Below are 21,292 nucleotides of genomic sequence, written 5' to 3' on the forward strand. Positions count from 1 at the left end.
ACAGGTTTAAGCCCCTATGCAATGGGGAATTGTACTCAGAGGTTTGCTTCAAACACACAAAAATCTGCATAACATGATTCCATTCTTCAAATTACATATTTATAAAAAGACTCCTCTGAACAGACATTTTCTGCTTAAGTAGTGTATACTGTTTAAGTGCCTTTTTCAGATGACCATCAAGATCCCCCCGCACCCGAGCAGTATGTCCGCGCGGCAAAACAAACAAATCACCAAACATCCATCCAGGTGTAATTTGCCTGTAAATTGTTCAGGCAGCTTAGTGTTCATGAGGAAATAATAGCTAAGTGAGAATGATTAGTTAACGTATTCTATTAACGCAATCTTTAAGGGTTAGTTACTATTGCTTCATAAAAAAGAAATGATATGAATGATTGGTTTTGCATGTTTTTGTGTTTTCCAACTGAAGTAAAGCCCTCTGCGAATCTATCAAAGATGGGAGATTTTATTTTAATATGAAAAATGTTTCAGCTGTATTTTACGTATCAGCTGCCATTTTGGCCCTTCTCGTATTGGTCGGTGTTGTTGCACCATCGTCTCTTGAGAGTGTCACAGGCAGTATGCAAGGATTTATTACAGATAAGTTTGGATGGTATTATCTGATTATTGTTACCGTGTTTGTTTTTGTTTGTTTATATCTGCTGGTAAGCCCGATTGGCCGGATAAAACTTGGGAAGCAGGAGGATAAGCCTGAGTTTTCACGCCCAACCTGGCTTGCCATGCTCTTTAGTGCGGGAATGGGAATTGGTCTTGTTTTCTGGGGAGCGGCTGAACCGATCAGCCATTATGCGATTAGCTCTCCAACAGGAGAAACAGGCACTGATCAGGCGATTCGAAACGCAATGAGATTCACGTTCTTTCATTGGGGCATCCATGCCTGGGCTATTTATGGAATCGTTGCACTGGTTTTAGCTTACTTTACTTTCAGAAAAGGTGAACCAGGATTAATCAGCGCAACACTTAAGCCAATCATTGGCCGTCATGCAAATGGACCGATTGGAAAAGCTGTTGACGTTATCGCTGTAATCGCAACTGTAATCGGTGTTGCAACGACACTAGGCTTCGGAGCGGTGCAGATTAACGGAGGATTAACTTTCCTTTATGACATTCCTTCAAATTTAGCCGTTCAATTCATTATCGTTGCGGTTTTCACTATACTTTTTGTCCTATCTGCCCTGAGCGGACTGGGAAAAGGTATCAAAATTTTAAGCAATGCCAATATGATCTTAGCTTTTGCCTTATTCCTATTAATGTTCATATTTGGACCAACGCTGTTTACTCTAAATCTTTTTACAGACACGATCGGAACGTACTTGCAAAATATATTGAACATGAGTTTCCGCATCTCGCCTTTAGATGAAGAAAACCGCAGCTGGATCAATGGCTGGACGATTTTCTACTGGGCATGGTGGATTGCATGGTCTCCTTTTGTCGGTATCTTTATTGCCCGTGTATCTAAAGGAAGAACGATTCGCGAATTTGTTGTATTCGTCCTGCTGATTCCATCACTTATCGGATTTATCTGGTTCTCAACTTTTGGCGGATCCGCTATCCTGCTTGAGCATGAGGGGATAGCAAAGATTTCAGCACTCGCAACAGAAGAATCCCTTTTCGGTGTTTTTGAAAATTATCCGATGGGCACGATTCTCTCCATTATTGCAATGCTGCTGGTCGGCACGTTCTTCATCACATCAGCTGACTCAGGTACATTTGTGCTTGGCATGATGACAACAAACGGTTCTCAAAATCCAAGCGGCAGCGTGAAAGTGATCTGGGGAGTATTCTTAGCTGCAATCGCACTCGTCCTCCTATATTCAGGCGGATTGCAGGCTCTGCAGAACACGATGATCATTGCGGCCCTTCCGTTCTCTGTCATCATGGCGCTCATGACCATCAGCTTAATTAAAGCTTTAACACAAGAGGCGAAAGAACTGGGCATGAATCAAGTGCCGGTTAAAAAGCCGAAGAAAAAAGTAGAAACTCCAGCCTAACGGCTTGGAGCTTCTGCTTTTTTTTATGTCTGTTAATCTGCAGTCTGAACTGAATGGATATGGATATCCATTCACTTGCTATGCAAAGCCTCCTGCACTTCATTAACGGCAACTGTCCCGCTGACTTCATTTCCCGCTAAAACAAGCGGACGGCCTGTCGGACTCTTCTCAGCAGGCACAAATTCAAGTCCTTCAGGGGAAACGTCTCCGGCGATTTCACTTGAAAAGTCTCTAGTATTGATATAGCTTGCAAATTGAGCATCTTTTGGGTTTGAAATATGATATGCCATGACACCGCCAATTCGCTCAAGACCTACAAACGCATACACCTCTTGACCGATCATGCCTATTTTTACATCCTCTGGTTCAGGTCCTTTTTTTGCACTGCGCTTCTCAAAGGCGCTATCATCATTCGACCAGTTGAAAAATTCAGGAAAGCGCTCTGCTGTTATGTTTTCAAAGTCGCTTCCGCTGTCGTAAACCAGCTCCATCGTGTCAGCTTTCCAAATGGAGAACGATCTTCCGCCTAGCGTATAAACGGCGTCGTCGCCTCTGTCCGTCAGCACTTCAAGTTTATCGTAATCTCCCGAGTTTTTCATTTTATCAAAAGCCGCTTTTGCTTCCTTAGGTGACATTCCTTTAAAAAGATTGGATTTCAGCTTGATGCTGTCCTTTACATCTGAAAAGTCCGTGACGTTTTCAAACTCTTCCCACTCTGTGGCATCCCCTTCATTTGCTGTAACTAGATAGCTGACTCCTTTAATGTCCACATGTGCAATAGAATCTGGCATATATGCACCTAAAATCGGAAGTCGCCCGATCTCGATTTTGTTATTTCGTGCAGCATCCAGCTCATTTCCAGGCAATGAATGATCCTTGTACCCCAGAGATTTAACTGATTTCACTTTGCCTGAGGCCACGTCTATCGCCGCAATAGCATTGTTTTCTTGAAGAGATACATACGCTTTGCTTCCGTCTTTAGACAAAGCAAGATATTCCGGCTCCAAATCATGTACGGCATCTGCTTTATTGCCGTTATTCCGGATGTGAACATGACGATCAATCACTTTTGCATCATTAAATCTTGTCTTTTTCACTTCACCCGTTTCATAATTCACAATGGTTACTGAGCCTTCAGGATCAACTACATTTTCAAGTCCTGCTCTAGGTTCACCTTCATCAGCTGTCAGAATGTAGCGGCCATCTTCAGACATCTTCACCATATCCGGTTGGATACCGGCAGCAAACGTCTTTAATACATTCCCATCATAATCCATTACAACTATTTTGCCTGCTTTTGTATAGTCTGCCTCCTGAACCGCAGCAGTGATCACTTTCTGCTTTTGATTGAAATCAATGCTTGTTACATCACCGTAATTGAACGTATCCGAGTTTACGGCTTCTGCCATATTAAGTGACTTTTCTTTTTTCAGCTCCTGGCCGTATTCAGAAGTTAAGTCTTTTATACTGACAATATCAATTGTTTGGCTTTTTCCATTAATCACGTAAAAACTCTTATTATCAGGATTGTATTTCACAATCTCTGCCACTCCGCCATCTTTGTCCGTTACACCAGTACTGAAACCTGCCACCTTTTTCAGCTGAAGAGTATCAGGCATTTGTTCGTTCCTCGCAATATCTCCAAGACTGCTCACAATCAGGCGCGGCTTTTTCTTTTCATCAAACGCAATAATCCCTGATGCCGTAATGAGATCACCTGTTTTGTATTCCTGTAATGTTCCAGCTGAAGCATCTGCGTAGACAGTCAATGCACCGTCAATCGTCAGTGTATCTGCTGTTTTAGATGTAATTTCACCTTTCACTTTCACTAGCAAACCTTCTTTTGAGGCTGCTTCCTCAGCAGAAACCATTTTCTCATCAACATCTGTTTCTTTTTCATCTACTAGGACAGTTTCCTGTGTTAATAATGAACGACTGCCTTTTTGATCTTGAACCATCCCGCTTATACGGACGCGCTGACCTTTCTTTGAGTCAAGTCCGACAGCTGCTATTCCTCCAGTTTCATCTTGTATATATGTTACGGGCATGGCATCAGGATGAACCTTCACGTTTGCTGCAGACACCGTACCTTCCACTGCAATCATTTGGCCTTTAAGCCCTTTTTCTGATTTTATATCGGAAATTTTCATCGTATTATTGATAGATACATCGCCTTCTTTTTTCCCTGACATCATTTGGGAAGAAGCATTCTCAGCTGTCGTTTCAGCTTTTGCAAAATAAAAACTTGCCGGAAAACTCGAAGCCAGTAAAACACCTGCTAAAGATAATGTGCCGAATTTACGAAACAAATCTGTGTTTTTCATGAATTCTCCTCCTGAACTTGGTTTTCTATAAATAAAGGGTAACTTGAAAACCATGCCTGAGGCTATCAGATTTATGTAAATTTTTGTTTGGTTTTTGTAAATAAAAATACAAAAAAGGATGTTTTTGAAAACATCCTCTTAGCATTCTGACAAACTCTAATTGTTTAATTCCTTTATATGATTAATCCCATCTTTACGAACATAGTTTATCGTATACTCTTCCCCTTGATTAAATTGATCACAGTATGTTTCAGCTTTAGCTTTATCGGCAGTTTCATAGCGGAAATCCATTTCCAGGTAGTCGTCTTTCAGAACGCACTGGTAACCGCCATCCATTTCGGAAACTGCTTTATTGTCTACATTTATTGTTCTTTCACCATCTGAGGCAGGAATAAGTTTATTAATGGATAGACCCACAATGACTAAAATAAGAGCGATGATCAGGACAATGATTGTTTTCTTTTTTTCATATCCAGTGAAAAGCATAAAGATGCCAAGTCCAATGAATCCGAGTGTTACTGCATAAAGGACTAATGTGAAAAGATAAATCATATATGTTTCCTCCTCTCCTATACCTGGTATTACGGAACGCCAGAGTTAAAGTTTCACGTTTCTGATAATTATTTCCATTGTATGTTTTTTAAATAGGACTAGACATTAAAAAGAGGATGAACTCCTGTGAGTTCATCCTCTTTCAAAGCGCGGCCTTTAATTCCTTGCGCGCTCTATGTATTTTTGTTTTAACCGTTGAAATGTTCAAGGAAAGATACTCTGCTATTTCCTGATCTTTCATTTCTAAAAACAGTTTCAGCGTCATGATTTCCTTGTAATCTGATTTCAGCCCAGAAACAAGATGCTTCGTCTTTTCTTTTAATAGTGAATAGTCAATCGTATCCTCTAACTGTTCCCTGCCGTCGGCTACCTGCTGCTCTTCAATAGAAATCTCATTTCTCTTCTTTCTTAAAAACAAATCAATCGCCGTTCTCCTTGCAATTGAAGAAAGCCAATTTTTCAATTTCTCTTTTTCAAAAATCGTGTCCATCTTCAAAAATGCCTTAAGAAAGGTTTCCTGGGCAATATCCTCAGCCAAATGGGGATCCTTTGTCATCCTCAGGGCAATCCGGTAAATCACCGTATAATAAGTTTGATAAATATCGTTAAAAGAAGTCTGATCGCTTGCTGCAGCTGCTGCTGGGGGCATGACTGACTCACCCGTCTTTCTATAATTCTAGTTAAATTAACATTTTATATAATAACTGTATTCAGGTTAAATTTACTCTTATAACTCTTCTCTTCAAATTATATGCCAGCCTCTCCCATTATGAAAGGAAACTTTTTCTTAAGATTTTTTTAAGGAAATTTAAGAATTACCAAAGGAGATATTAAGGCATAAAAAAAGGACCTTATGCGGCCCAATTTAACTTCTATTCTATCTGACTTTTATTTTTGAGGGGATGCAACAGCGGAATAGGCAGTCTAAAACCCTTAACAATAATGCCGTCATTAACTGGTTCAAAATCAAACTCAGGAACTCGTTCAAAATTCATTTTAGTATATAAAGCAATCGCATTTTTCATAAAATCAGCTGTATGTAATCCTACAAATGAGTATCCCTGTTTTGCAGACAGATCGATACAGTGCTGCACTAAGGCTCTCCCTATTCCATGCCCTCTGTATTGATGATCCACTGCAAGCATTCGAATTTCTGGATAATCCGGTGAATCTGAGGTCCATTCATATGAAGCCATTTTCCCAGGGAACAGGACGATGCTTCCTGCAAGTTGATTTTCTATTTCTGCAACAAAAATCTCAACACCCTTATTCAGATCACTGTCAGATGAGAGTGTCCCTTTTAAAGCATACCAATGATCCTCTGATACAAGACTTCTATATTCCTTGTAACCTTCCAAACGCTGCATTCGGACAAACTCAATTTCATGTTCCTTCATCTTCCGTATAAGCAACCTTATCTCCTCCTCGGAAAACCTTATAATTGAAATCGCTGCTTTATCAAGCTCGCCGTTTCCTCTGCAGATAAATGCGTATTGTTAATCTTAATATATTTTTCCCTAGTGATCTCACCGTCCCTCGAGTTCAGCCTGTACTTTACCAAACTCGTTTTTAAATCGTTTTCCGACCACTCAACATCTCGTTTTGTAGGCTTGTGATGAAGTCTATGGGGACTTTTATTGCGTTCAACTCTTTCTTCCATATCTGCTTCGAGCTCAATAAAACAAACATCAGCGCCCTTGGATTCAAAAAGATGACAGACCTTCTCGACATAATCCCAGTCTGATTGCTGGTCAAATGCCCATACGTATGTAAAAATCAAACCGGGCAAACTGCTTTTTGCCACTTCTTTAAAGATTTCCTTCCGAAACAAATTAACCAGTCTTTTCCCCTCTGACGTGCCATAGCTGAAAAAAGGGGCTACTAGATCAATTGTCATGTGATTATGAAAGAGTTTTAACTCCGTTATTTTTTCAAGCTCTTGACCGACAGTCATTTTGCCGACTGCCTGCGGACCAAATAGTAAGATGAATTTCATCGTTTCTCCTCAGCTTTCAAGACATTCTTTTTGGCTGTTTTCGTATAGATTGTTGTTTTTCATTATAAATGTTGCCCGTTCCTTTCCGCTCCAGGAACTTGCTTTCCGCGGGGAGCATGGGAGCCTCCTCGGCGTTGCCTGTGGGGTCTCCCAATTTGCTCTACTTCCCGCAGGAGTCAAGTTCCTTCCGCTTCAATCCACTAAGGGTTTTTAACATTTAATCTAATAGCAACAATATTTACTAAAAGAGCCTTCTTTTTTATCAAACATGTATCCTGAACTGCCTATTTCAAAGAAATCATCAGCTACTATCTGGCTTTTTCGCACTTCCAAACACGTATGTCGTTCCTCTAAATCTTTTAAATTTGAGTTCATCTCTATAGCTCTTCCTTATGGATTTTTCCTCATATTTACCTTCCCCTAACGGATTATAAAAAATATTAACATATTTTTCTAAAGAAAGTTAAAAAATAGTTCAAAAAAAAGAGAGACATTCCAGCCATTCAGCCATTCAAGCGGTCATGTATCCCTCTAATTATACGACTGATAATCTCATTCCTACTAGTGATATTGTTTTCATTTCACCGAGTTAATGTTACACAAAGAAATATAGAAATTATCTTCCTTCTTCAGCAAGTTCTTTTACTTTTTGAATCGTAAGTCCCGTATGATTGGCTACATCCTTAATGGACATGCTCTGTACTTTAAGCAAGCTCTTTGCAATCTCTATGGCTTTTTCTTCTCTCGCACCGTCAATCTGAGTCTTTTGATCCGCAATATATTTCTCACTCAGCTCATACATCCTAATGCTTTCCTCGTTAGCGCTTAAAAGGCGTAGTTATCTTCTGCCTTTGCAACTAAATGATCCAAGATTAATGCCTCCTCTAAATTCGGCTGCTTTGCCTTGTCTCTTTTTAGAAATAATAGCCATCTGTGCAGCGAATTATGCGAATCAACATCTCAGCAAAATACCTTAATTTTCATTTTACAATTTTCCCTAATCGTAATTTGTTAATTTCACGTAAAAAAACACACATCCGCTTTTACAGCAGATATGTGTCCTCTATCATCTCGAAACAATAATCTCGTCAATAATCCCATATTCCTTCGCTTCAGAAGCACTCATGTAGTAATCGCGGTCAGAATCTCTGGCTACTTTTTCAATGGATTGGCCTGTACGCTCAGCGATGATTTCGTTGATGTGCTCGCGAAGCTTCAGGATGCGGCGGGCAGAGATTTCGATTTCCGTCGCCTGACCGCGTGCTCCTCCCAGCGGCTGATGAATCATGATTTCGCTGTTCGGGAGCGCAAACCGTTTCCCTTTTGTCCCGGCTAAAAGCAGCATTGCTCCAAATGAAGCAGCCATTCCGGTGCAGATGGTCCTGACATCAGGCTTAATGTATTGCATCGTATCAAAAATTGCGAACCCCGCTGTTATGGATCCTCCAGGGCTGTTTATATAAATGGAAATGTCTTTTTCGTAATCTTCTGCTGCTAAAAACAGGAGCTGCGCTACAACTACGTTCGCGACATGATCATTAATTTCATCCCCGATCATAATAATGCGGTCCTTCAATAGGCGGGAGTAAATATCATAGGAACGTTCTCCGCGCCCAGACTGTTCAATAACATAAGGTATAGTACTCACTGGAGTTCCTCCTCGTTTCGTTTTTGCAGGCTATGCAGCCATGCACAGAGAGGCCGAAGAAGAGAAGCTCGGTAAAGGCCGCACACTTGTAAGGATGAGTGCCGGACTTTCAGTGCCTTCAAATGTAAGAATGTCAGGCAATGCCTGAAGCAAAGGAGATGGATCCTGAAATTGCAGCGAAGTATACATCAAGTCAGATAGCAGCTCGCGTTCTTCCTCATCCCAGAAGGAATCAGCTTCTTTCTTATCCTTTGCCAATCGTTTCTTTGCCCGAAACAACGCGGATTTTATGGCAGTTTCAGAAGTCTCAAGCATTTCAGCAAGCTCCCTGGCCTGATATTGAAATCCTTCCTTCAGCAGGAATAGCACAGCTTGCTTTGGTGTGCACTTCGCCATTAAATGATCAATCATTTCTGAAAGCTCATTCATGCGAGATGCATGATCCCGGGCACTCAATTCAGGGAGTTCGCCAATAGATTCTTTCTTTCTTTTTCGAGTCACATCGACCCAATGATGATACGCCATCTTATTCAAAAGGGCAGTACTGATTTTTTCTTGCTCATATTTTAGAAAAGCTTTTACCATCACGTCCTGCGCTACATCTTCTCCGTCATATTTGTTCTGGGTCAGAAACTGGCAATATTGCTGTAATTTCGGATAATACTCAAGCATTTCGGACGCTTGCCATTCCTGTTTTTCTAAGTCTGACAGCCTGTTACCGCGCATGATCTCACTCCTTTTAAACCTCTCTGCTTTTTAAACGAATGAAGGGGGATGAAAAGATACGGGGTCGGTTATTTATTTTTATTTTATACAAATTAAAAGGATTTTGACCATTAGGTTGAAAAAAACCGGCTCTGATATAGAGACGGCAACATCTGTTACATTCTTTTCAGCATGTCCCGATTCAATTCTCCCACCGCCCCCCCCCCTCGATGAAAGAGTTATTAATACATGATAAGGATAACGCATGCGGGAAATGCATCCAACAGATTTCCTGGTAATTTTATGAATGATTAAGAATAACTGAAAATCCATACGAAATATGTTAAGCTTTCCGTATGTCAGGAAGAAGGAGTTTTTTACATGTTGCTTCAAGCGTTGTTGATTTTTTTATTGCAGCTGGTTTATGTTCCGGTCCTCACAATGAGAACCATCCTTCTTGTAAAAAATCAAACAAAATCAGCAGCTGGTGTCGGGTTATTGGAAGCGATTATCTACGTCATCAGCTTAGGGATTGTCTTTCAGGATCTATCAAACTTTTACAATATTATTGCGTACGTTGTTGGGTTCAGTGTTGGTTTGCTGCTCGGCGGTTTATTGGAGAAGAAGCTTGCCATTGGGTATATAACGTATCAGGTAAACGTTCCTGAGAGAAATACGGTGCTTGTCAATGATTTAAGAAATGCAGGTTTTGGGGTAACTTCATTTGAAGGACAGGGCATTAATTCTACCCGCTACCGCTTGGATATCGTCTCTAAACGGTCACGCGAAGAAGAATTGCTCGAAATTATTCAGGAAAGAGAACCAACTGCTTTCATGATGTCCTATGAAATCCGCTCGTTTAAAGGCGGCTATTTAACAAAGTCGATGAAGAAAAGACAAAGTATGTTTATGAAGAAAAAAATGAAAGGACCTGCAGAGTCCTATTCTGAAAAAAGCTGATTTGAATTCATAACGGGTTCCATATTGAGAAAACATCAAAAAGCAGCAGAAAACGGGTACTAAATTGCAAAGCAATTAGTACCCGTTTTTTTTAACACAATAAGTTAGCTCACTATATTAGTCTGCCTCATTTTCCAGCATCTCGATATAGTCATCGAGCTTCTCACGGTTTTCTTGTGAAATTTCCGGAAATTGCGGGTCTATTTTTTCCAGACAGTCAATCATGACTTCCGTAATAATGTAGCGCGAATACCATTCATCATCTGCCGGAAGGATGTACCATGGGGCGTAATCCGTTGACGTATTGCTTAACATGTCTTCAAAGATTTCCTGATAACTGTCCCAATGCTGCCGTTCTTCCACATCGCTAAATGAAAACTCCCAATTCTTTTTCGGATTTTTCATTCGCTCCAGCAGTCTATGTTTCTGTTCTTCTTTCGACATATGAAAGAAAAATTTAATTACTTCAAAGCCGTTTTCTACTATATACCGTTCAAAATCATTTATTTGACGAAAGCGCACTGACCAGATTTCTTCCTTATCCTTATCGTCGGGGATTGTTTCATCATCCAGCAAATCATGGACTCTTGGTGCAATCACTTCTTCATAATGGGACCGGTTCAGGATGCCGATCTGTCCTCTCGCCGGAAGTCCTTCGCGAATCCGCCAAAGATAGTCATGGCTAAGCTCCGTGTCAGACGGCTTCTGAAAAGAAGTCGTTTTTAAACCTTGTGCAGTTAAATTCGAAAAGATATAGCTGATTGCCTCATCTTTACCTGCAGCATCCATCGCCTGCAAAACAACTACTATGCCTTTTTTCTCTTCTGCATGAAGGCGCCAGTGCAATTCTTTCAATTTGTCAACGCTTTCCGGAATGTGCTGATCAAGCAGTTCCTTTTTCTTGAAGCCATGGTCCTCTGTTGTTGCGTAATTCTTCAGTTCGACTTTTTTATTGCCTTCAACCTTATACTTGCTTATGTTCATTTGTTCCTCCTATGCCTTCCTTGAAAACCGGAAACGGGTATCCGTTTTGGAATGAGTGATTTTAAAATTTTTTCTAGTGTTTTCCTTCATTATTACCCCTGTTTTAAAATACACAAACGAGCAATGTAAAATAGACAGCCTTTTTCTTCCTCTAAATCCCATTCTCCAAATCCAGTTCCTCGATAAAATCAACGAATGCCTTCACAATATTGAGCTGCAGGGATTCCTCGTGGAAAAACATCCACGTTTTACGCATGATTGGCTTTCCGTCAGCGGTTTTAATCACAATTTTGTGGAGGTCATCGACATCACTTAGAATCATACTAGGCAAAATAGCATAGCCCAATCCATTTACAACCATTTTTTTGCACGTATCGGCTTTATCCACTTCTATGCTTATCAATGGGGGCTGTGTGAAATGTTCAGACCACCAATGATCTACGGCTGTTTTCAGCAGAGGATCTGTGTGGTAATCAATTCTCGGAAAATCGGGGAGTTTTGAGATATCGATTTCACTTTTTGAAGCAATGCACAAAGTTTCTTCAAACAGCGGACGCTTTTGCCCTTTCCAGCTGTAATCTCCCCTGACAAACCCGATGTGAACATCCCCGCTGTAAATTAAATGGGCAATCTCGCTGCTGAATGCGGTCGTTACCTTGAATTCCACATTCGGGTACTGTTCTTTAAATAATTTTAAGAGATTGGGAAGCTTATAATCTGTGAAAAAATTAGACACTCCAAGCCTTAATGTTCCAACCGCGTTATCCTCCATATTGAGGACATTTTCTTTTATTTTCTGAATGGCAGACAGCATATCATGGGAGCATTTCGCCAAATATTCGCCTTGTGGTGTAAATTGAACGCCGCGTCTTCCTCTGTGAACGATGGTCACGCCGAATTCCTTTTCCAGCTGCTGCAGGCGATTCGTCAATGCAGGCTGCGAAATATATAAATGCTGGGCAGCCTTTGTGATGTTTTTTTCACGGTAAAGCGTCTGTAAAACCAGCCAATCCCTTTCATCCATTCTCTTTACCCCCTCATTTAGACATCAACTATATTTATGGATAAGAATAAAAAATCAATATTTTATTTATATCTGAAAGTATACTATATTTGGTTTAACAAGTTGGTGATTCGTCCGTTCACTGCTTTAAAACATAGAAAGAAGGAGCTTGAATGAAAGAAAACAGCCAATTTCTGCAATGTGTTTTCTTTATGGCAGTATGCGGGGTTTGCGGATTTCTATTTTCCCTAACAGGTGTTCCGGTCGGCTGGATGATTGGTACACTGCTCTCGGCAGCTTTTCTTACAATCAAGCGTCCAAAATGGCTGAAGATGCCCCATACAGGTGTTCCAAATCATTGGTTATTAATTGGTCAGGGGATCTTAGGGATTGAACTGGGCATGAAGTTAAATGATTCTGTTTTTACTATTTTCAAAGAGAATTGGCATATTGTCACGATGATGCTGCTTCTTTCCCTTTTATTTGCTATGCTGTCCGGCCTGATTTTATGGAAGTACAGCAGACTTGATATGCTGACCAGTTTTTTCGCCTCAGCACCTGGAGGCTTATCAGCGATGCCTGGTATGGCAGAAGAAGCAGGCGCCAATACAGGTATGGTAAGCATCATTCAAACCATGCGCATATTCATTGTCGTTCTCTCCATTCCTATTCTGCTCTTTATATGGATGGGAAGCCCTGTTCAGGACACGGTTTCTCCTGCAGTTTATTCTTTTAAATTCGAAGATTTGCCAGGGACTGCGGTTTTCATGCTGGCCGCATGGCTTGGCGCTTACACGTTTAAATTATTTAAATTTCCTGCTCCATGGCTGATCGGCGCGATGATCAGTGTAGGTTTGGTCAAGTCTTTCAGTTCCATAGCCGGTTATGATCTCACAGCCTGGTGGCCTCATGAGTTGATCATCCTTTCACAACTATTTATCGGAGCAAGCATTGGCTCCCGTTTTCATAAAAGGATGTTCATTGGTTTAAAAGAAACACTGTTCATCTCTTTTTTAAGCACAACAGGTCTAGTGCTCGCTATGTTCTTCTGTGCTTATCTTGTATCAGCTGCAACAGATCTGCCATTCATCACCTCTGTGCTCGCATTTGCCCCGGGCGGCATCGCAGAAATGACAACTGCAGCAATCGTATTTCATGCCGACTCCGCCTTTGTCGCAGCGGTTCAGGTGCTGCGGATCGTCGCAGTCTGTATGATTCTTCCTCCTTTCTTTAAATTCTTGCATGTCTTAGAATGTAAGAAGAAGAAACAATCGCAGGCTTCTGCCTCATAACAGAGCCTATTGGGGGGACAACAGTGAATCTTTTTTCTAATGAAAAGCCAGAGGAACCTGCTTATCGAGTGAAATCCAAAAGGAAAACAGAAGAAAAGGAAATTGAAGCTGCTGCCCGGAAATTACGGGAAATTTTCCAGCAAGCTGCACAGGAGAATCAGGAAATTGTTTTCCTATGCATTGGTTCAGACCGGTATGTCGGTGATTCATTAGGACCATTAGTCGGAACGATGCTTAGTGAAAATGAGATCCCCTTCCGTATTTACGGAACATTAGAAGAACCTGTTCATGCCTTTAATCTAAAAGGAATCCTTAAAGAGATTCAAAAACCATTTAAGAAACCTCTCATTATTAGTATGGATGCTTGCCTCGGAACTCAGGATCAAGTCGGATCTGTTCTTTTTAATAAGGGTCCTCTTGCCCCCGGAAAAGCGCTGGAAAAGATGTTGCCGGAAGTTGGAGACTACCATTTCAAAGCAATCGTGAATTCTATCGATCCGCTGCCTGCTTCTCAATTTTTAAATGATACCCGCCTTTTTACGGTCATGAACCTGGCGAAGATCATTGTCAGCATCATTTCAATCGCTGCGCAAAAAGAAACGGAGCCTCGCATCTAGCAGGCTCCGTTTCTTTTTTAAGTAATCGCACCAGTTATAAAGGCAGCAAGTATAATCACAATGGAGCATAGAAGCGTCCACTTAAAGGCGTAGCGCTGGAATTCGCCAAGATCCGTTTTGACCATTCCAACAAGTAAGAGCGTGGAAGCAACGAGCGGACTCAGAAAATGAACAGGCTGGCCTAAAACAGAAGCTCTCGCAATCTCCAGGGGACTTACTCCATATGCAGCTCCTGCCTCAGCAAGTATCGGCAATACTCCAAAGTAATACGCATCATTGGAAAGCACGAATGTAAACGGCATACTTGTCAGCGCCACAACCAGCGGAAAAAAAGAACCTACAGATTCAGGAATAATAGCGACCAGTGAATTTGATATTGCATCCACCATTTTTGTTCCGGAAAAAATGCCTGAAAAGATACCTGCGGCAAATACTAAGATAACAACGGTTAAAGCATTTCCCGCATGAGAAAGAATCCGCTCTTTCTGCTGCTCTAAATTCGGATAGTTGATCATCGCGGCAAGCATGGCTCCGATTAAAAACAGAACTGGAACCGGCAGAATGCCCATGACCAGGATCACCATGACTGTGAGAGTTAAAATGAAGTTGACCCATCTTAATTTTGGGCGTTTTATATCTTCCTGAAGCGTGTATGCGGCTGCCGCTTCGCTAAACGCCAAAGATTCCTTCGAGACTTCTTGCATTTCAATAATCCCTATTCGTGCCCGCTCCTTTTTTCCCAGAACAAAAGCGATAAAAAGAATACATCCCATTCCTGCAAGCATGGTCGGGAGCATAGGGAGAAAGAATTCATTTGCATCAAGGCCTAATGAGGCAACCGCTCTTGTCGCAGGTCCTCCCCAAGGTGTCATTCCGCTCATAATACTGACAGACAGCATCGAAATCGTTGCGAGAATCAGCGTATTCATTCCAATTCGCAGGTAAAGCGCAAGCATGGCAGAAATGGTAATCATATGTGTCGTAGTTCCGTCTCCATCAAGCGCGACGATCATGGCGATAACAGCTGTTCCTATCGCTATTTTCACCGGATCGCCTTTCACCAATTTCATCATTTTATGAATAAGGGGATCAAATAATCCCGCATCTATTAAAATACCGAAAAACAAAATCGCAAACAGGAGTAAAGCAGCTGAAGGGGCTACTGTCTTCAAGCCTTCCATCATCATCTCCCCAAGCTCTAACCCGAAACCCCCAATCAGCGCAAAAACAATCGGTACAATAACCAGAGCCGTAACAGGAGATAACCGCTTCGCCATAATCAAATAGGTAAAGACCGCCACCATCGAAATTCCTAAAAAAGTAAGTATCTTCATCCCCTCCTTGTATTAAGTAACCGCTTACAAATAATTCTTATTATCATTCGCAATATTGCATATTTTAAGATTATTAGATACAAGGAAATAAGTAAAATATATATTTTTTTAGGTTTTCTTAAAAAAATTCTTATAATCAGTCATTAAAACGAGGAAATTTCCCCATTCTCAAATTTCAGGATGATGATCTAAAAAGTCAATAAAATGCTTAACAGTAGACAATTGCAGAGAATCCTGATTGTACATAAGCCACGTATTTCTTAAAACAGGCTCCTCATTTTTATAAGACAGGCCATATGTATATAGATTATCAGATGGCTGGAGGCAAATTTCAGGCAAAATCGCAATTCCTAAATCATTTTTCACCATCTCCTTGCACGTTTCCTGCCTGTCTGTTTCCATTGTTACAAATGGCGGCTCTGAAAAGCGGTCATTCCACCACCCGTTTATCAGATTTTTTAAAGAACTATCTGTCTTATATTGAATAAACGGCAGCTGAGGAAGCCGGTCCATATTGATTTCATTTTTTGAAATCAGACACAGCCTTTCTTTATGGAGAAGTGTTTTCGTTCCATACCAGTCATAATTTCCGCGCAAAATGCCAAGCTGCACGCTTGAAGAATCCAGCAGGCTCATAATCTCAGTACTCCAGCCGGTGTTCACGCTGAATTGCACATTAGGATGCTCGGTTGAAAACCCTTTTAATAGTTTAGGAAGTTTATATTGTGCGAAGTTGCTCGATACTCCAAGGCGTAAAGTTCCCCTCACTTCCTTTTGCATGTTCAACATGTAGTCTTTTGTTTTCTGCAGATTTTGGATCATTTCTTCTGCATAAGCAGCTAAATGCAGCCCCTCGGAGGTAAACTCTATGCCCCCTTTAATTTTGAAAAATAAACGAGTTCCGAACTCTTCTTCCAGATTTTTCAGCCTATATGTCAGCGCAGGCTGTGAAATATACAGACGTTCAGACGCCCGGCTGATATTTTTTTCCTCACTTAAAATCCTCAAAGCAATCCAGTCTTTTTCATCCATACCTTTCAGCTCCAATCATTGATTATAAGTTTTATTATGTATTTTATTAAGAATTTATCTATTTTACTTATGATTCCCTCTATCATACTATATTTTTAAAAGCACCGGTACTTTTTGAAAATGAATAAGAAAAGGTGGTTACGAGATGAAAGTGCCTGTCGTAGTGATGCGCGGAGGAACAAGTAAAGGCGTTTTTTTGAACTTTGAAGATATGCCGGCTGATCGTTTGCTGTGGGATGAGTTTTTACTCGATATTATGGGAAGCCCTGACCGCAGGCAAATTGACGGACTCGGCGGAGCCAATTCATTAACCAGTAAAGCGGCGATTATCAAAAAGTCAGATTCAGAAGAAATGGATGTCGAATACACCTTTGCCCAAATCAGCATTGAAAATCAGCTGGCTGATTTTAAAGGAAATTGCGGTAACATCTCCTCGGCAGTCGGTCCTTATGCAATTGAGCAGGGACTTGTTCCGGCAATCGAACCGATTACGACCGTAAGAATTTATAATACCAATACGAAGAAGATCATCATTGCGGAGGTAGAGGTTGAGAATGGACGGGTCAAAACAGAAGGAATGTGTTCGATCCCAGGTGTTCCCGGAACAGGTTCCCCAATCTATCTTTCGTTCACAAATGCAGAGGGTGCCGTAACTGGAAAGCTGTATCCGACCGGAAATGCTGCAGATACTATTCAAACACCGAGAGGTCCCATTGAAGTTTCAATAGTTGATGTGGCCAATCCGCTCGTCTTCGTTAACGCAAATGATGTGGGCCTTAAAGGAACAGAGCTTCCCCATGAATTTACGCAGGAAAAATTGGCTGAACTTGAAGAAATAAGAGCGTCGGCAGCTGAATTGTGCGGTTTTGCAAAAAAAGAAAACGCAACGAAACAATCGCCCGCGGTGCCAAAAATGACCATAATCGCTCCGCCAATGGATTACACGGATGTAACTGGAACACCAAGATCCGCTTCTGAAATGGATTGCACCATCAGGATGATGTCCATGCAGAAACCGCATCAGGCCCTTGCTATTACAGGAGCGATTTGTACAACTTCCAGCGCATATCTAAAAGATACAATCTTGTCTGATCTCATAGACGTAAAAAATCAAGTTTTCCGTTTAGGACATCCGGCAGGCATTATGCAGACAAAAACAGATGTAATCGCCGGTCACATTCGCGCCATCAAAGTCATCCGAACAGCGCGAATCATCTTGGAAGGGTACGTGTATACAAAGAAAAACTATGATGTTTCCGGAATGCTTGCCTGAGAGCAGTCATAATATGTCCATTTCGAAATAGCATTTAATAAGAAGAAAAAAACAGCTCCACAAGGAGGAACTAACATGTGGGTGATTACCCTCTTTTTAAAGGAAACCATTAAAATGTACGAATTCAGCTCAGAAAAAGAAGCCAGAGATGCTTTCAAAAAGTTAAAAGGCAGCAAGTTTCTGTCTGAAATTGTTTATTTTAATGATCCTTGTTTTGGTTGAAGCCTAGTAATATTCGGGCGTTTTTTTATGTTTTTGCTAATAAAAAAAGAGTACCAAATGCAAAAGCCATTCAGTACTCTTTTTGAAATTCTTATACCGCTGCGCTTCTTCTTCTCATCATGAAGTAGAGGCCAGTTCCAGCGAGCAAGCTCACTAAGCCAATTAACAGTATGTTGTATTGGTTCGTTGCCGTTGATGGCAAAAAGTTTCCATTTGAATCATTTGACAGCTGATTTTTAGAAGCAGATGCCGCCTCTTGGCCTGCTGGTTGTTCTGTATCTGCGTGCGTACTTGGTTCAGCTGGATTGTCTGAATTTACAGGAGTGTCACCTGGTTCTTCAGGCTGTTTAGCCGGAGGAACTGGAGTTTCCTGTTCTTTTTCAGGTTTATTAGAACCCGGTTTTTTATCGCTTACTTTTATCACAACCGTTGTTAAAGGTTCGATTGTAATGGAATCTTTTTTCAGCTTAAATCCTGATTGCTTCTTTACTTTTTTTGCGCCTGCTTCGTCATTGTCGACTACTACTTCGCCTTTTCTTAAGTCTTCAGAAAGAGTAAGCTTTCTTGCTTTTGTATCCGCGTTTATGAACACAGAGTAGCTTTCTTTTCCATTTGAAGATACGTTTTTATAGCAGATGACTAAATCTGAATCGTTCATTTCAGGAGCATCAATCATCGTAACATTTGCGTCAACTAGCTCCTTGCTTCCCAGTCGGAATGCATCTGATGATTTTCTCAGTTCGATCAGACCAGCCGTGTATTCGCGTGTTGTGTTGTTGATTGGGAATGTGCCAGCATCTGTCGCCTTTTCCCAGTCAAATTTGTTGATGGCATCTGACGAATCATAGGAATCGTGAATGAAGTAGCCAAACACTTTTCCAGCTTCATCTTGCAGGGCATGGAATTTCTGTTCAGGAAGTCCCTCTCCAAACCATTGCTTTGTTCTTCCGTACTCCTGTCCAGCATGGAGGAATGCAGTTCCCTGAGAAGTCAGAATCATGGAGTTTCCTAAACGGATTCTGTCATGAATTTCTTCGTTGTTGGCAGGAATGGCTGGATCTTTCTTAATCGATTGGGCGATGACATCATATAATGGAAGATTGTCATGCGCTTCAATATACTGAACCATGTCCCCAGGATCATCTGCCGCAGTATTTGTAGGCTGCCCTTTAATATTTTTCAAAATAAGGTCAAGACTTCTTGCTCCGCCAGTCAGGAATCGCGGTTCCCCTTCAGATCCGAAACCGGATTTCAGTTCATTGCGGATTTCATCTGAGAAAACCCCGACATCATTTGTTTTGTTCATCCAATCTTGATCGGCACCTTTACCAGCAAGTGCCGGATCTGAAAGATGACCACCAAACGTTCTCCAGCCTTCGCCGATGAATAAAGCATTTTCATTAATTTCAGCAGCTGCGTCGTAAGCATTCTGGATGGAATCATACGTTGCATCACCCATCATATCAAAACGCATGCCGTCAATTTTGTATTCATCAAACCAGTATTTAACCGAATCAACCATCAGCTTTTCAGCCATAACGTGGTTTGTCGCAAGGTTGTTTCCAAATCCGCCGATGAAGTTTCCATTAGCATCCTGGAAAGCATAATAGTTCGGGACAATATCATTCAGCATGCTTGCTTTTGCCATATGGGTATAAACAACATCAAGCACGACACCCATTCCTGAATCATGCACTGCGTCAATAAGTCCCTTTAATTCTTTGATTCTGAGCTCAGGATCTTTCGGGTTCATTGAATAAGCTCCGTCCGGTGAAAAATAACTGTGTGGATCATAGCCCCAGTTATATTCGTTGTTTGCAGCTGAATACTCAAGCTCGCGTTCTCTCATATTCGTTTCATCACCGTAGTACCAAGCCATTACCGGCAACAATTGAACGTGAGTCACACCAAGTGATTTGATGTATTCGAGCTTATCTTTAAACGCGTCATACGTACCCCAGTCAGATGTTAAATCCCCTTCAATGGAAGGATCAGAAGTGAAATCTCTGACATGGATTTCCCAAATAACCGCATCTTCTCTTTTTTCATAACCGTCAATCTTCGCAAAATCAAGTCCTGCCGGATCTGTTCCTGCAAGATCAACAATAGCTGCTTTTCCCACGATATCACCATCAGGTCCTGCTTCACCTTTTGTATTTACAGTGAAAGGTGCCATAGATTTTGCATATGGGTCAAGCACTTTCTTTGTTTCGCCGCCATTTGTTACTTCGTATTGATAGAAGTATCCTTTTAAATCAGAGATTCCAAGATTCTCAGGCTTCGCTTCGACTGACCAGACACCTTTTTCTCCTAAGGCTAAATCGAGCTTGCCGATCTCGTTTGCTGAGTCGTTTTTATCATAAAATACCGCTGTTACTTTGCTCGCTTTAGGCGCCCATAATTTCAGGACAGCTTTGCCAGATTGATAGACAGCCCCAAGATCGTCGCCTTCATACGCATAAAGCTCATCAATCATTCTCCAGCCTTTCGTTGCAGCAACGGATTTACCGGCGTATGTAACGGTGTAAGAATCATTCGTCAGTTCTGCAGAAGTACTGACTTCCACTGTTGAACCAGACGTGATTTTCACACTTTCAACCGGTATGCCTGTGCCGTTTTCGTCCTGTACTTTGATGGCTGCAAGTAGCTCTTCTTCCGTCAAACCTTCTGTTCTTGTCAGTCCAAGCAGAAGCTTTTGTTTTGAAACGATTTCTGCACTGACAATGCCAATTGGATTTTCCCATTCAGATGATGTGTAAACGGTGTCATCCGCATTTTTAATCCACAGGTGATTGTAGTCCTCAAGCATCGTGAACACTTTGTCTCCGCCTGTTTTCTCGCCAGTCACGCGATTGACAACAAGGAATCCGAGTTTCTTCGCGCCTTCTTTTACTTTCACATCGATGTAGCGGCCATGCTCATCAGCTTGCTCCTCGGTAAATGGCACAGCATCCTTTGGCCATTCATTTGGTGCTTCCGCTACGTCTTCCCATAACCATAATCCAAGATCTTTATAATTTTTATCGTCCTTCACATAGTGAATTCTGACCGTGTTCTCAGGCAGATCCGGGTCCTTTTCTGCTGCGTTTGCTTTCGGCAAATACAGAGATGGAACAATCAATGAAACCATTAAAATCAAAACTAGTGCACTTTTCAAAATCCTTTGCATTCTTCAACCTCCATTATGATTTAGTAGCTTGTACTCATTGAAACTTTGAAACTGGTAAGAGTGTGTATACGTGGCTGGGTGTTGCGCAGATGTGCAAACGATTTCATAAAGCGTTTACATTTATAATTAAAAGGAAAAATATGCTTGGTGTCAACATTAATTTTGAAAATTC

The 21,292-nt window shown here is 41.3% G+C and carries 19 protein-coding genes; 6 read left to right on the forward strand and 13 right to left on the reverse strand.

Annotated elements, in window-relative coordinates; genetic code table 11:
- The first annotated feature begins 473 nt into the window (after nucleotides 1-473).
- Nucleotides 474-2,009 (forward strand): glycine betaine uptake BCCT transporter, encoded by a 1,536-nt coding sequence (locus E2R53_RS10400; RefSeq protein ID WP_133311691.1) that lies wholly within the window; start codon nucleotides 474-476, stop codon nucleotides 2,007-2,009.
- A 71-nt stretch (nucleotides 2,010-2,080) separates the two neighbouring features.
- Here the strand turns inward: E2R53_RS10400 and E2R53_RS10405 are convergent, their stop codons facing one another.
- The 8 genes from E2R53_RS10405 to E2R53_RS10440 all read right to left on the reverse strand — a co-directional run bounded on the left by E2R53_RS10405 (nucleotide 2,081) and on the right by E2R53_RS10440 (nucleotide 9,255).
- Nucleotides 2,081-4,333 (reverse strand): choice-of-anchor I family protein, encoded by a 2,253-nt coding sequence (locus E2R53_RS10405; RefSeq protein ID WP_286166140.1) that lies wholly within the window; start codon nucleotides 4,331-4,333, stop codon nucleotides 2,081-2,083.
- Between the two features lie 156 nt (nucleotides 4,334-4,489).
- Nucleotides 4,490-4,885, reverse strand: coding sequence for a hypothetical protein (locus tag E2R53_RS10410; RefSeq protein WP_133311692.1), 396 nt, complete (start codon nucleotides 4,883-4,885; stop codon nucleotides 4,490-4,492).
- A gap of 142 nt (nucleotides 4,886-5,027) precedes the next feature.
- Nucleotides 5,028-5,534, reverse strand: coding sequence for an RNA polymerase sigma factor (locus tag E2R53_RS10415; RefSeq protein ID WP_133311693.1), 507 nt, complete (start codon nucleotides 5,532-5,534; stop codon nucleotides 5,028-5,030).
- Between the two features lie 223 nt (nucleotides 5,535-5,757).
- Nucleotides 5,758-6,297 (reverse strand): GNAT family N-acetyltransferase, encoded by a 540-nt coding sequence (locus E2R53_RS10420; RefSeq protein WP_133311694.1) that lies wholly within the window; start codon nucleotides 6,295-6,297, stop codon nucleotides 5,758-5,760.
- A 23-nt stretch (nucleotides 6,298-6,320) separates the two neighbouring features.
- Nucleotides 6,321-6,881, reverse strand: coding sequence for an AAA family ATPase (locus tag E2R53_RS10425; protein ID WP_133311695.1), 561 nt, complete (start codon nucleotides 6,879-6,881; stop codon nucleotides 6,321-6,323).
- Between the two features lie 616 nt (nucleotides 6,882-7,497).
- Nucleotides 7,498-7,683 carry a hypothetical protein gene (locus E2R53_RS10430; protein ID WP_133311696.1) on the reverse strand — a complete coding sequence of 62 codons (186 nt, stop codon included), beginning with the start codon at nucleotides 7,681-7,683 and terminating at the stop codon, nucleotides 7,498-7,500.
- 264 nt (nucleotides 7,684-7,947) lie between these two features.
- Nucleotides 7,948-8,529, reverse strand: coding sequence for an ATP-dependent Clp endopeptidase proteolytic subunit ClpP (gene clpP, locus E2R53_RS10435; protein WP_133311697.1), 582 nt, complete (start codon nucleotides 8,527-8,529; stop codon nucleotides 7,948-7,950).
- A gap of 30 nt (nucleotides 8,530-8,559) precedes the next feature.
- Nucleotides 8,560-9,255 (reverse strand): sigma factor-like helix-turn-helix DNA-binding protein, encoded by a 696-nt coding sequence (locus E2R53_RS10440; RefSeq protein ID WP_133311698.1) that lies wholly within the window; start codon nucleotides 9,253-9,255, stop codon nucleotides 8,560-8,562.
- A 363-nt stretch (nucleotides 9,256-9,618) separates the two neighbouring features.
- On the opposite strand from E2R53_RS10440, the gene E2R53_RS10445 reads away from it, so the two are divergent.
- Complete coding sequence (locus E2R53_RS10445) at nucleotides 9,619-10,194, forward strand: DUF2179 domain-containing protein (protein ID WP_133312251.1); 576 nt, start codon at nucleotides 9,619-9,621, stop codon at nucleotides 10,192-10,194.
- A 117-nt stretch (nucleotides 10,195-10,311) separates the two neighbouring features.
- Here E2R53_RS10445 and E2R53_RS10450 read toward each other — a convergent pair whose 3' ends face one another.
- Together E2R53_RS10450 and E2R53_RS10455 are read right to left on the reverse strand one after the other, a co-directional pair.
- Nucleotides 10,312-11,178 carry a PPK2 family polyphosphate kinase gene (locus tag E2R53_RS10450; RefSeq protein ID WP_133311699.1) on the reverse strand — a complete coding sequence of 289 codons (867 nt, stop codon included), beginning with the start codon at nucleotides 11,176-11,178 and terminating at the stop codon, nucleotides 10,312-10,314.
- 151 nt (nucleotides 11,179-11,329) lie between these two features.
- Nucleotides 11,330-12,202, reverse strand: a complete 873-nt coding sequence (locus E2R53_RS10455; RefSeq protein WP_133311700.1) for a LysR family transcriptional regulator — start codon at nucleotides 12,200-12,202, stop codon at nucleotides 11,330-11,332.
- 152 nt (nucleotides 12,203-12,354) lie between these two features.
- Between E2R53_RS10455 and E2R53_RS10460 the strand changes: the two genes are divergently transcribed.
- Nucleotides 12,355-13,473, forward strand: coding sequence for an AbrB family transcriptional regulator (locus tag E2R53_RS10460; RefSeq protein WP_133311701.1), 1,119 nt, complete (start codon nucleotides 12,355-12,357; stop codon nucleotides 13,471-13,473).
- A 23-nt stretch (nucleotides 13,474-13,496) separates the two neighbouring features.
- Nucleotides 13,497-14,090 carry a spore protease YyaC gene (gene yyaC / locus E2R53_RS10465; RefSeq protein ID WP_286166141.1) on the forward strand — a complete coding sequence of 198 codons (594 nt, stop codon included), beginning with the start codon at nucleotides 13,497-13,499 and terminating at the stop codon, nucleotides 14,088-14,090.
- 17 nt (nucleotides 14,091-14,107) lie between these two features.
- On the opposite strand, the gene E2R53_RS10470 is transcribed toward yyaC, so the two are convergent.
- Both E2R53_RS10470 and E2R53_RS10475 read right to left on the reverse strand, forming a co-directional pair.
- Nucleotides 14,108-15,418 (reverse strand): CitMHS family transporter, encoded by a 1,311-nt coding sequence (locus E2R53_RS10470; protein WP_133312253.1) that lies wholly within the window; start codon nucleotides 15,416-15,418, stop codon nucleotides 14,108-14,110.
- A 174-nt stretch (nucleotides 15,419-15,592) separates the two neighbouring features.
- Nucleotides 15,593-16,456: a LysR family transcriptional regulator gene (locus E2R53_RS10475; RefSeq protein WP_133311702.1), complete on the reverse strand. Its 864-nt coding sequence runs from the start codon at nucleotides 16,454-16,456 to the stop codon at nucleotides 15,593-15,595.
- A gap of 145 nt (nucleotides 16,457-16,601) precedes the next feature.
- On the opposite strand from E2R53_RS10475, the gene E2R53_RS10480 reads away from it, so the two are divergent.
- Both E2R53_RS10480 and E2R53_RS23235 read left to right on the forward strand, forming a co-directional pair.
- Nucleotides 16,602-17,729 (forward strand): 2-methylaconitate cis-trans isomerase PrpF family protein, encoded by a 1,128-nt coding sequence (locus E2R53_RS10480; RefSeq protein WP_133311703.1) that lies wholly within the window; start codon nucleotides 16,602-16,604, stop codon nucleotides 17,727-17,729.
- A gap of 75 nt (nucleotides 17,730-17,804) precedes the next feature.
- Nucleotides 17,805-17,951 (forward strand): hypothetical protein, encoded by a 147-nt coding sequence (locus E2R53_RS23235; RefSeq protein ID WP_165970955.1) that lies wholly within the window; start codon nucleotides 17,805-17,807, stop codon nucleotides 17,949-17,951.
- 91 nt (nucleotides 17,952-18,042) lie between these two features.
- On the opposite strand, the gene E2R53_RS10485 is transcribed toward E2R53_RS23235, so the two are convergent.
- Entirely contained in the window at nucleotides 18,043-21,120 is a 3,078-nt protein-coding gene (locus E2R53_RS10485; RefSeq protein ID WP_133311704.1) for a pullulanase, read from the reverse strand.
- Between the last annotated feature and the right edge of the window lie 172 nt (nucleotides 21,121-21,292).

Origin of the sequence: Peribacillus frigoritolerans (assembly GCF_004358755.1) — a bacterium.
GTDB lineage: Bacteria > Bacillota > Bacilli > Bacillales > Bacillaceae > Bacillus_P.

Bases quoted from the DNA above. Each gene is read 5' to 3' on its own strand.
- E2R53_RS10450 (WP_133311699.1), bottom strand. From the start codon at position 11,178: ATGAACATAAGCAAGTATAAGGTTGAAGGCAATAAAAAAGTCGAACTG.
- E2R53_RS10480 (WP_133311703.1), top strand. From the start codon at position 16,602: ATGAAAGTGCCTGTCGTAGTGATGCGCGGAGGAACAAGTAAAGGCGTT.
- E2R53_RS10405 (WP_286166140.1), bottom strand. From the start codon at position 4,333: ATGAAAAACACAGATTTGTTTCGTAAATTCGGCACATTATCTTTAGCA.
- E2R53_RS10455 (WP_133311700.1), bottom strand. From the start codon at position 12,202: ATGGATGAAAGGGATTGGCTGGTTTTACAGACGCTTTACCGTGAAAAA.
- E2R53_RS10410 (WP_133311692.1), bottom strand. From the start codon at position 4,885: ATGATTTATCTTTTCACATTAGTCCTTTATGCAGTAACACTCGGATTC.
- E2R53_RS10485 (WP_133311704.1), bottom strand. From the start codon at position 21,120: ATGCAAAGGATTTTGAAAAGTGCACTAGTTTTGATTTTAATGGTTTCA.
- E2R53_RS10440 (WP_133311698.1), bottom strand. From the start codon at position 9,255: ATGCGCGGTAACAGGCTGTCAGACTTAGAAAAACAGGAATGGCAAGCG.
- E2R53_RS10425 (WP_133311695.1), bottom strand. From the start codon at position 6,881: ATGAAATTCATCTTACTATTTGGTCCGCAGGCAGTCGGCAAAATGACT.
- E2R53_RS10400 (WP_133311691.1), top strand. From the start codon at position 474: ATGAAAAATGTTTCAGCTGTATTTTACGTATCAGCTGCCATTTTGGCC.
- E2R53_RS10430 (WP_133311696.1), bottom strand. From the start codon at position 7,683: ATGTATGAGCTGAGTGAGAAATATATTGCGGATCAAAAGACTCAGATT.
- E2R53_RS23235 (WP_165970955.1), top strand. From the start codon at position 17,805: ATGTGGGTGATTACCCTCTTTTTAAAGGAAACCATTAAAATGTACGAA.
- E2R53_RS10415 (WP_133311693.1), bottom strand. From the start codon at position 5,534: ATGCCCCCAGCAGCAGCTGCAGCAAGCGATCAGACTTCTTTTAACGAT.
- E2R53_RS10460 (WP_133311701.1), top strand. From the start codon at position 12,355: ATGAAAGAAAACAGCCAATTTCTGCAATGTGTTTTCTTTATGGCAGTA.
- E2R53_RS10475 (WP_133311702.1), bottom strand. From the start codon at position 16,456: ATGGATGAAAAAGACTGGATTGCTTTGAGGATTTTAAGTGAGGAAAAA.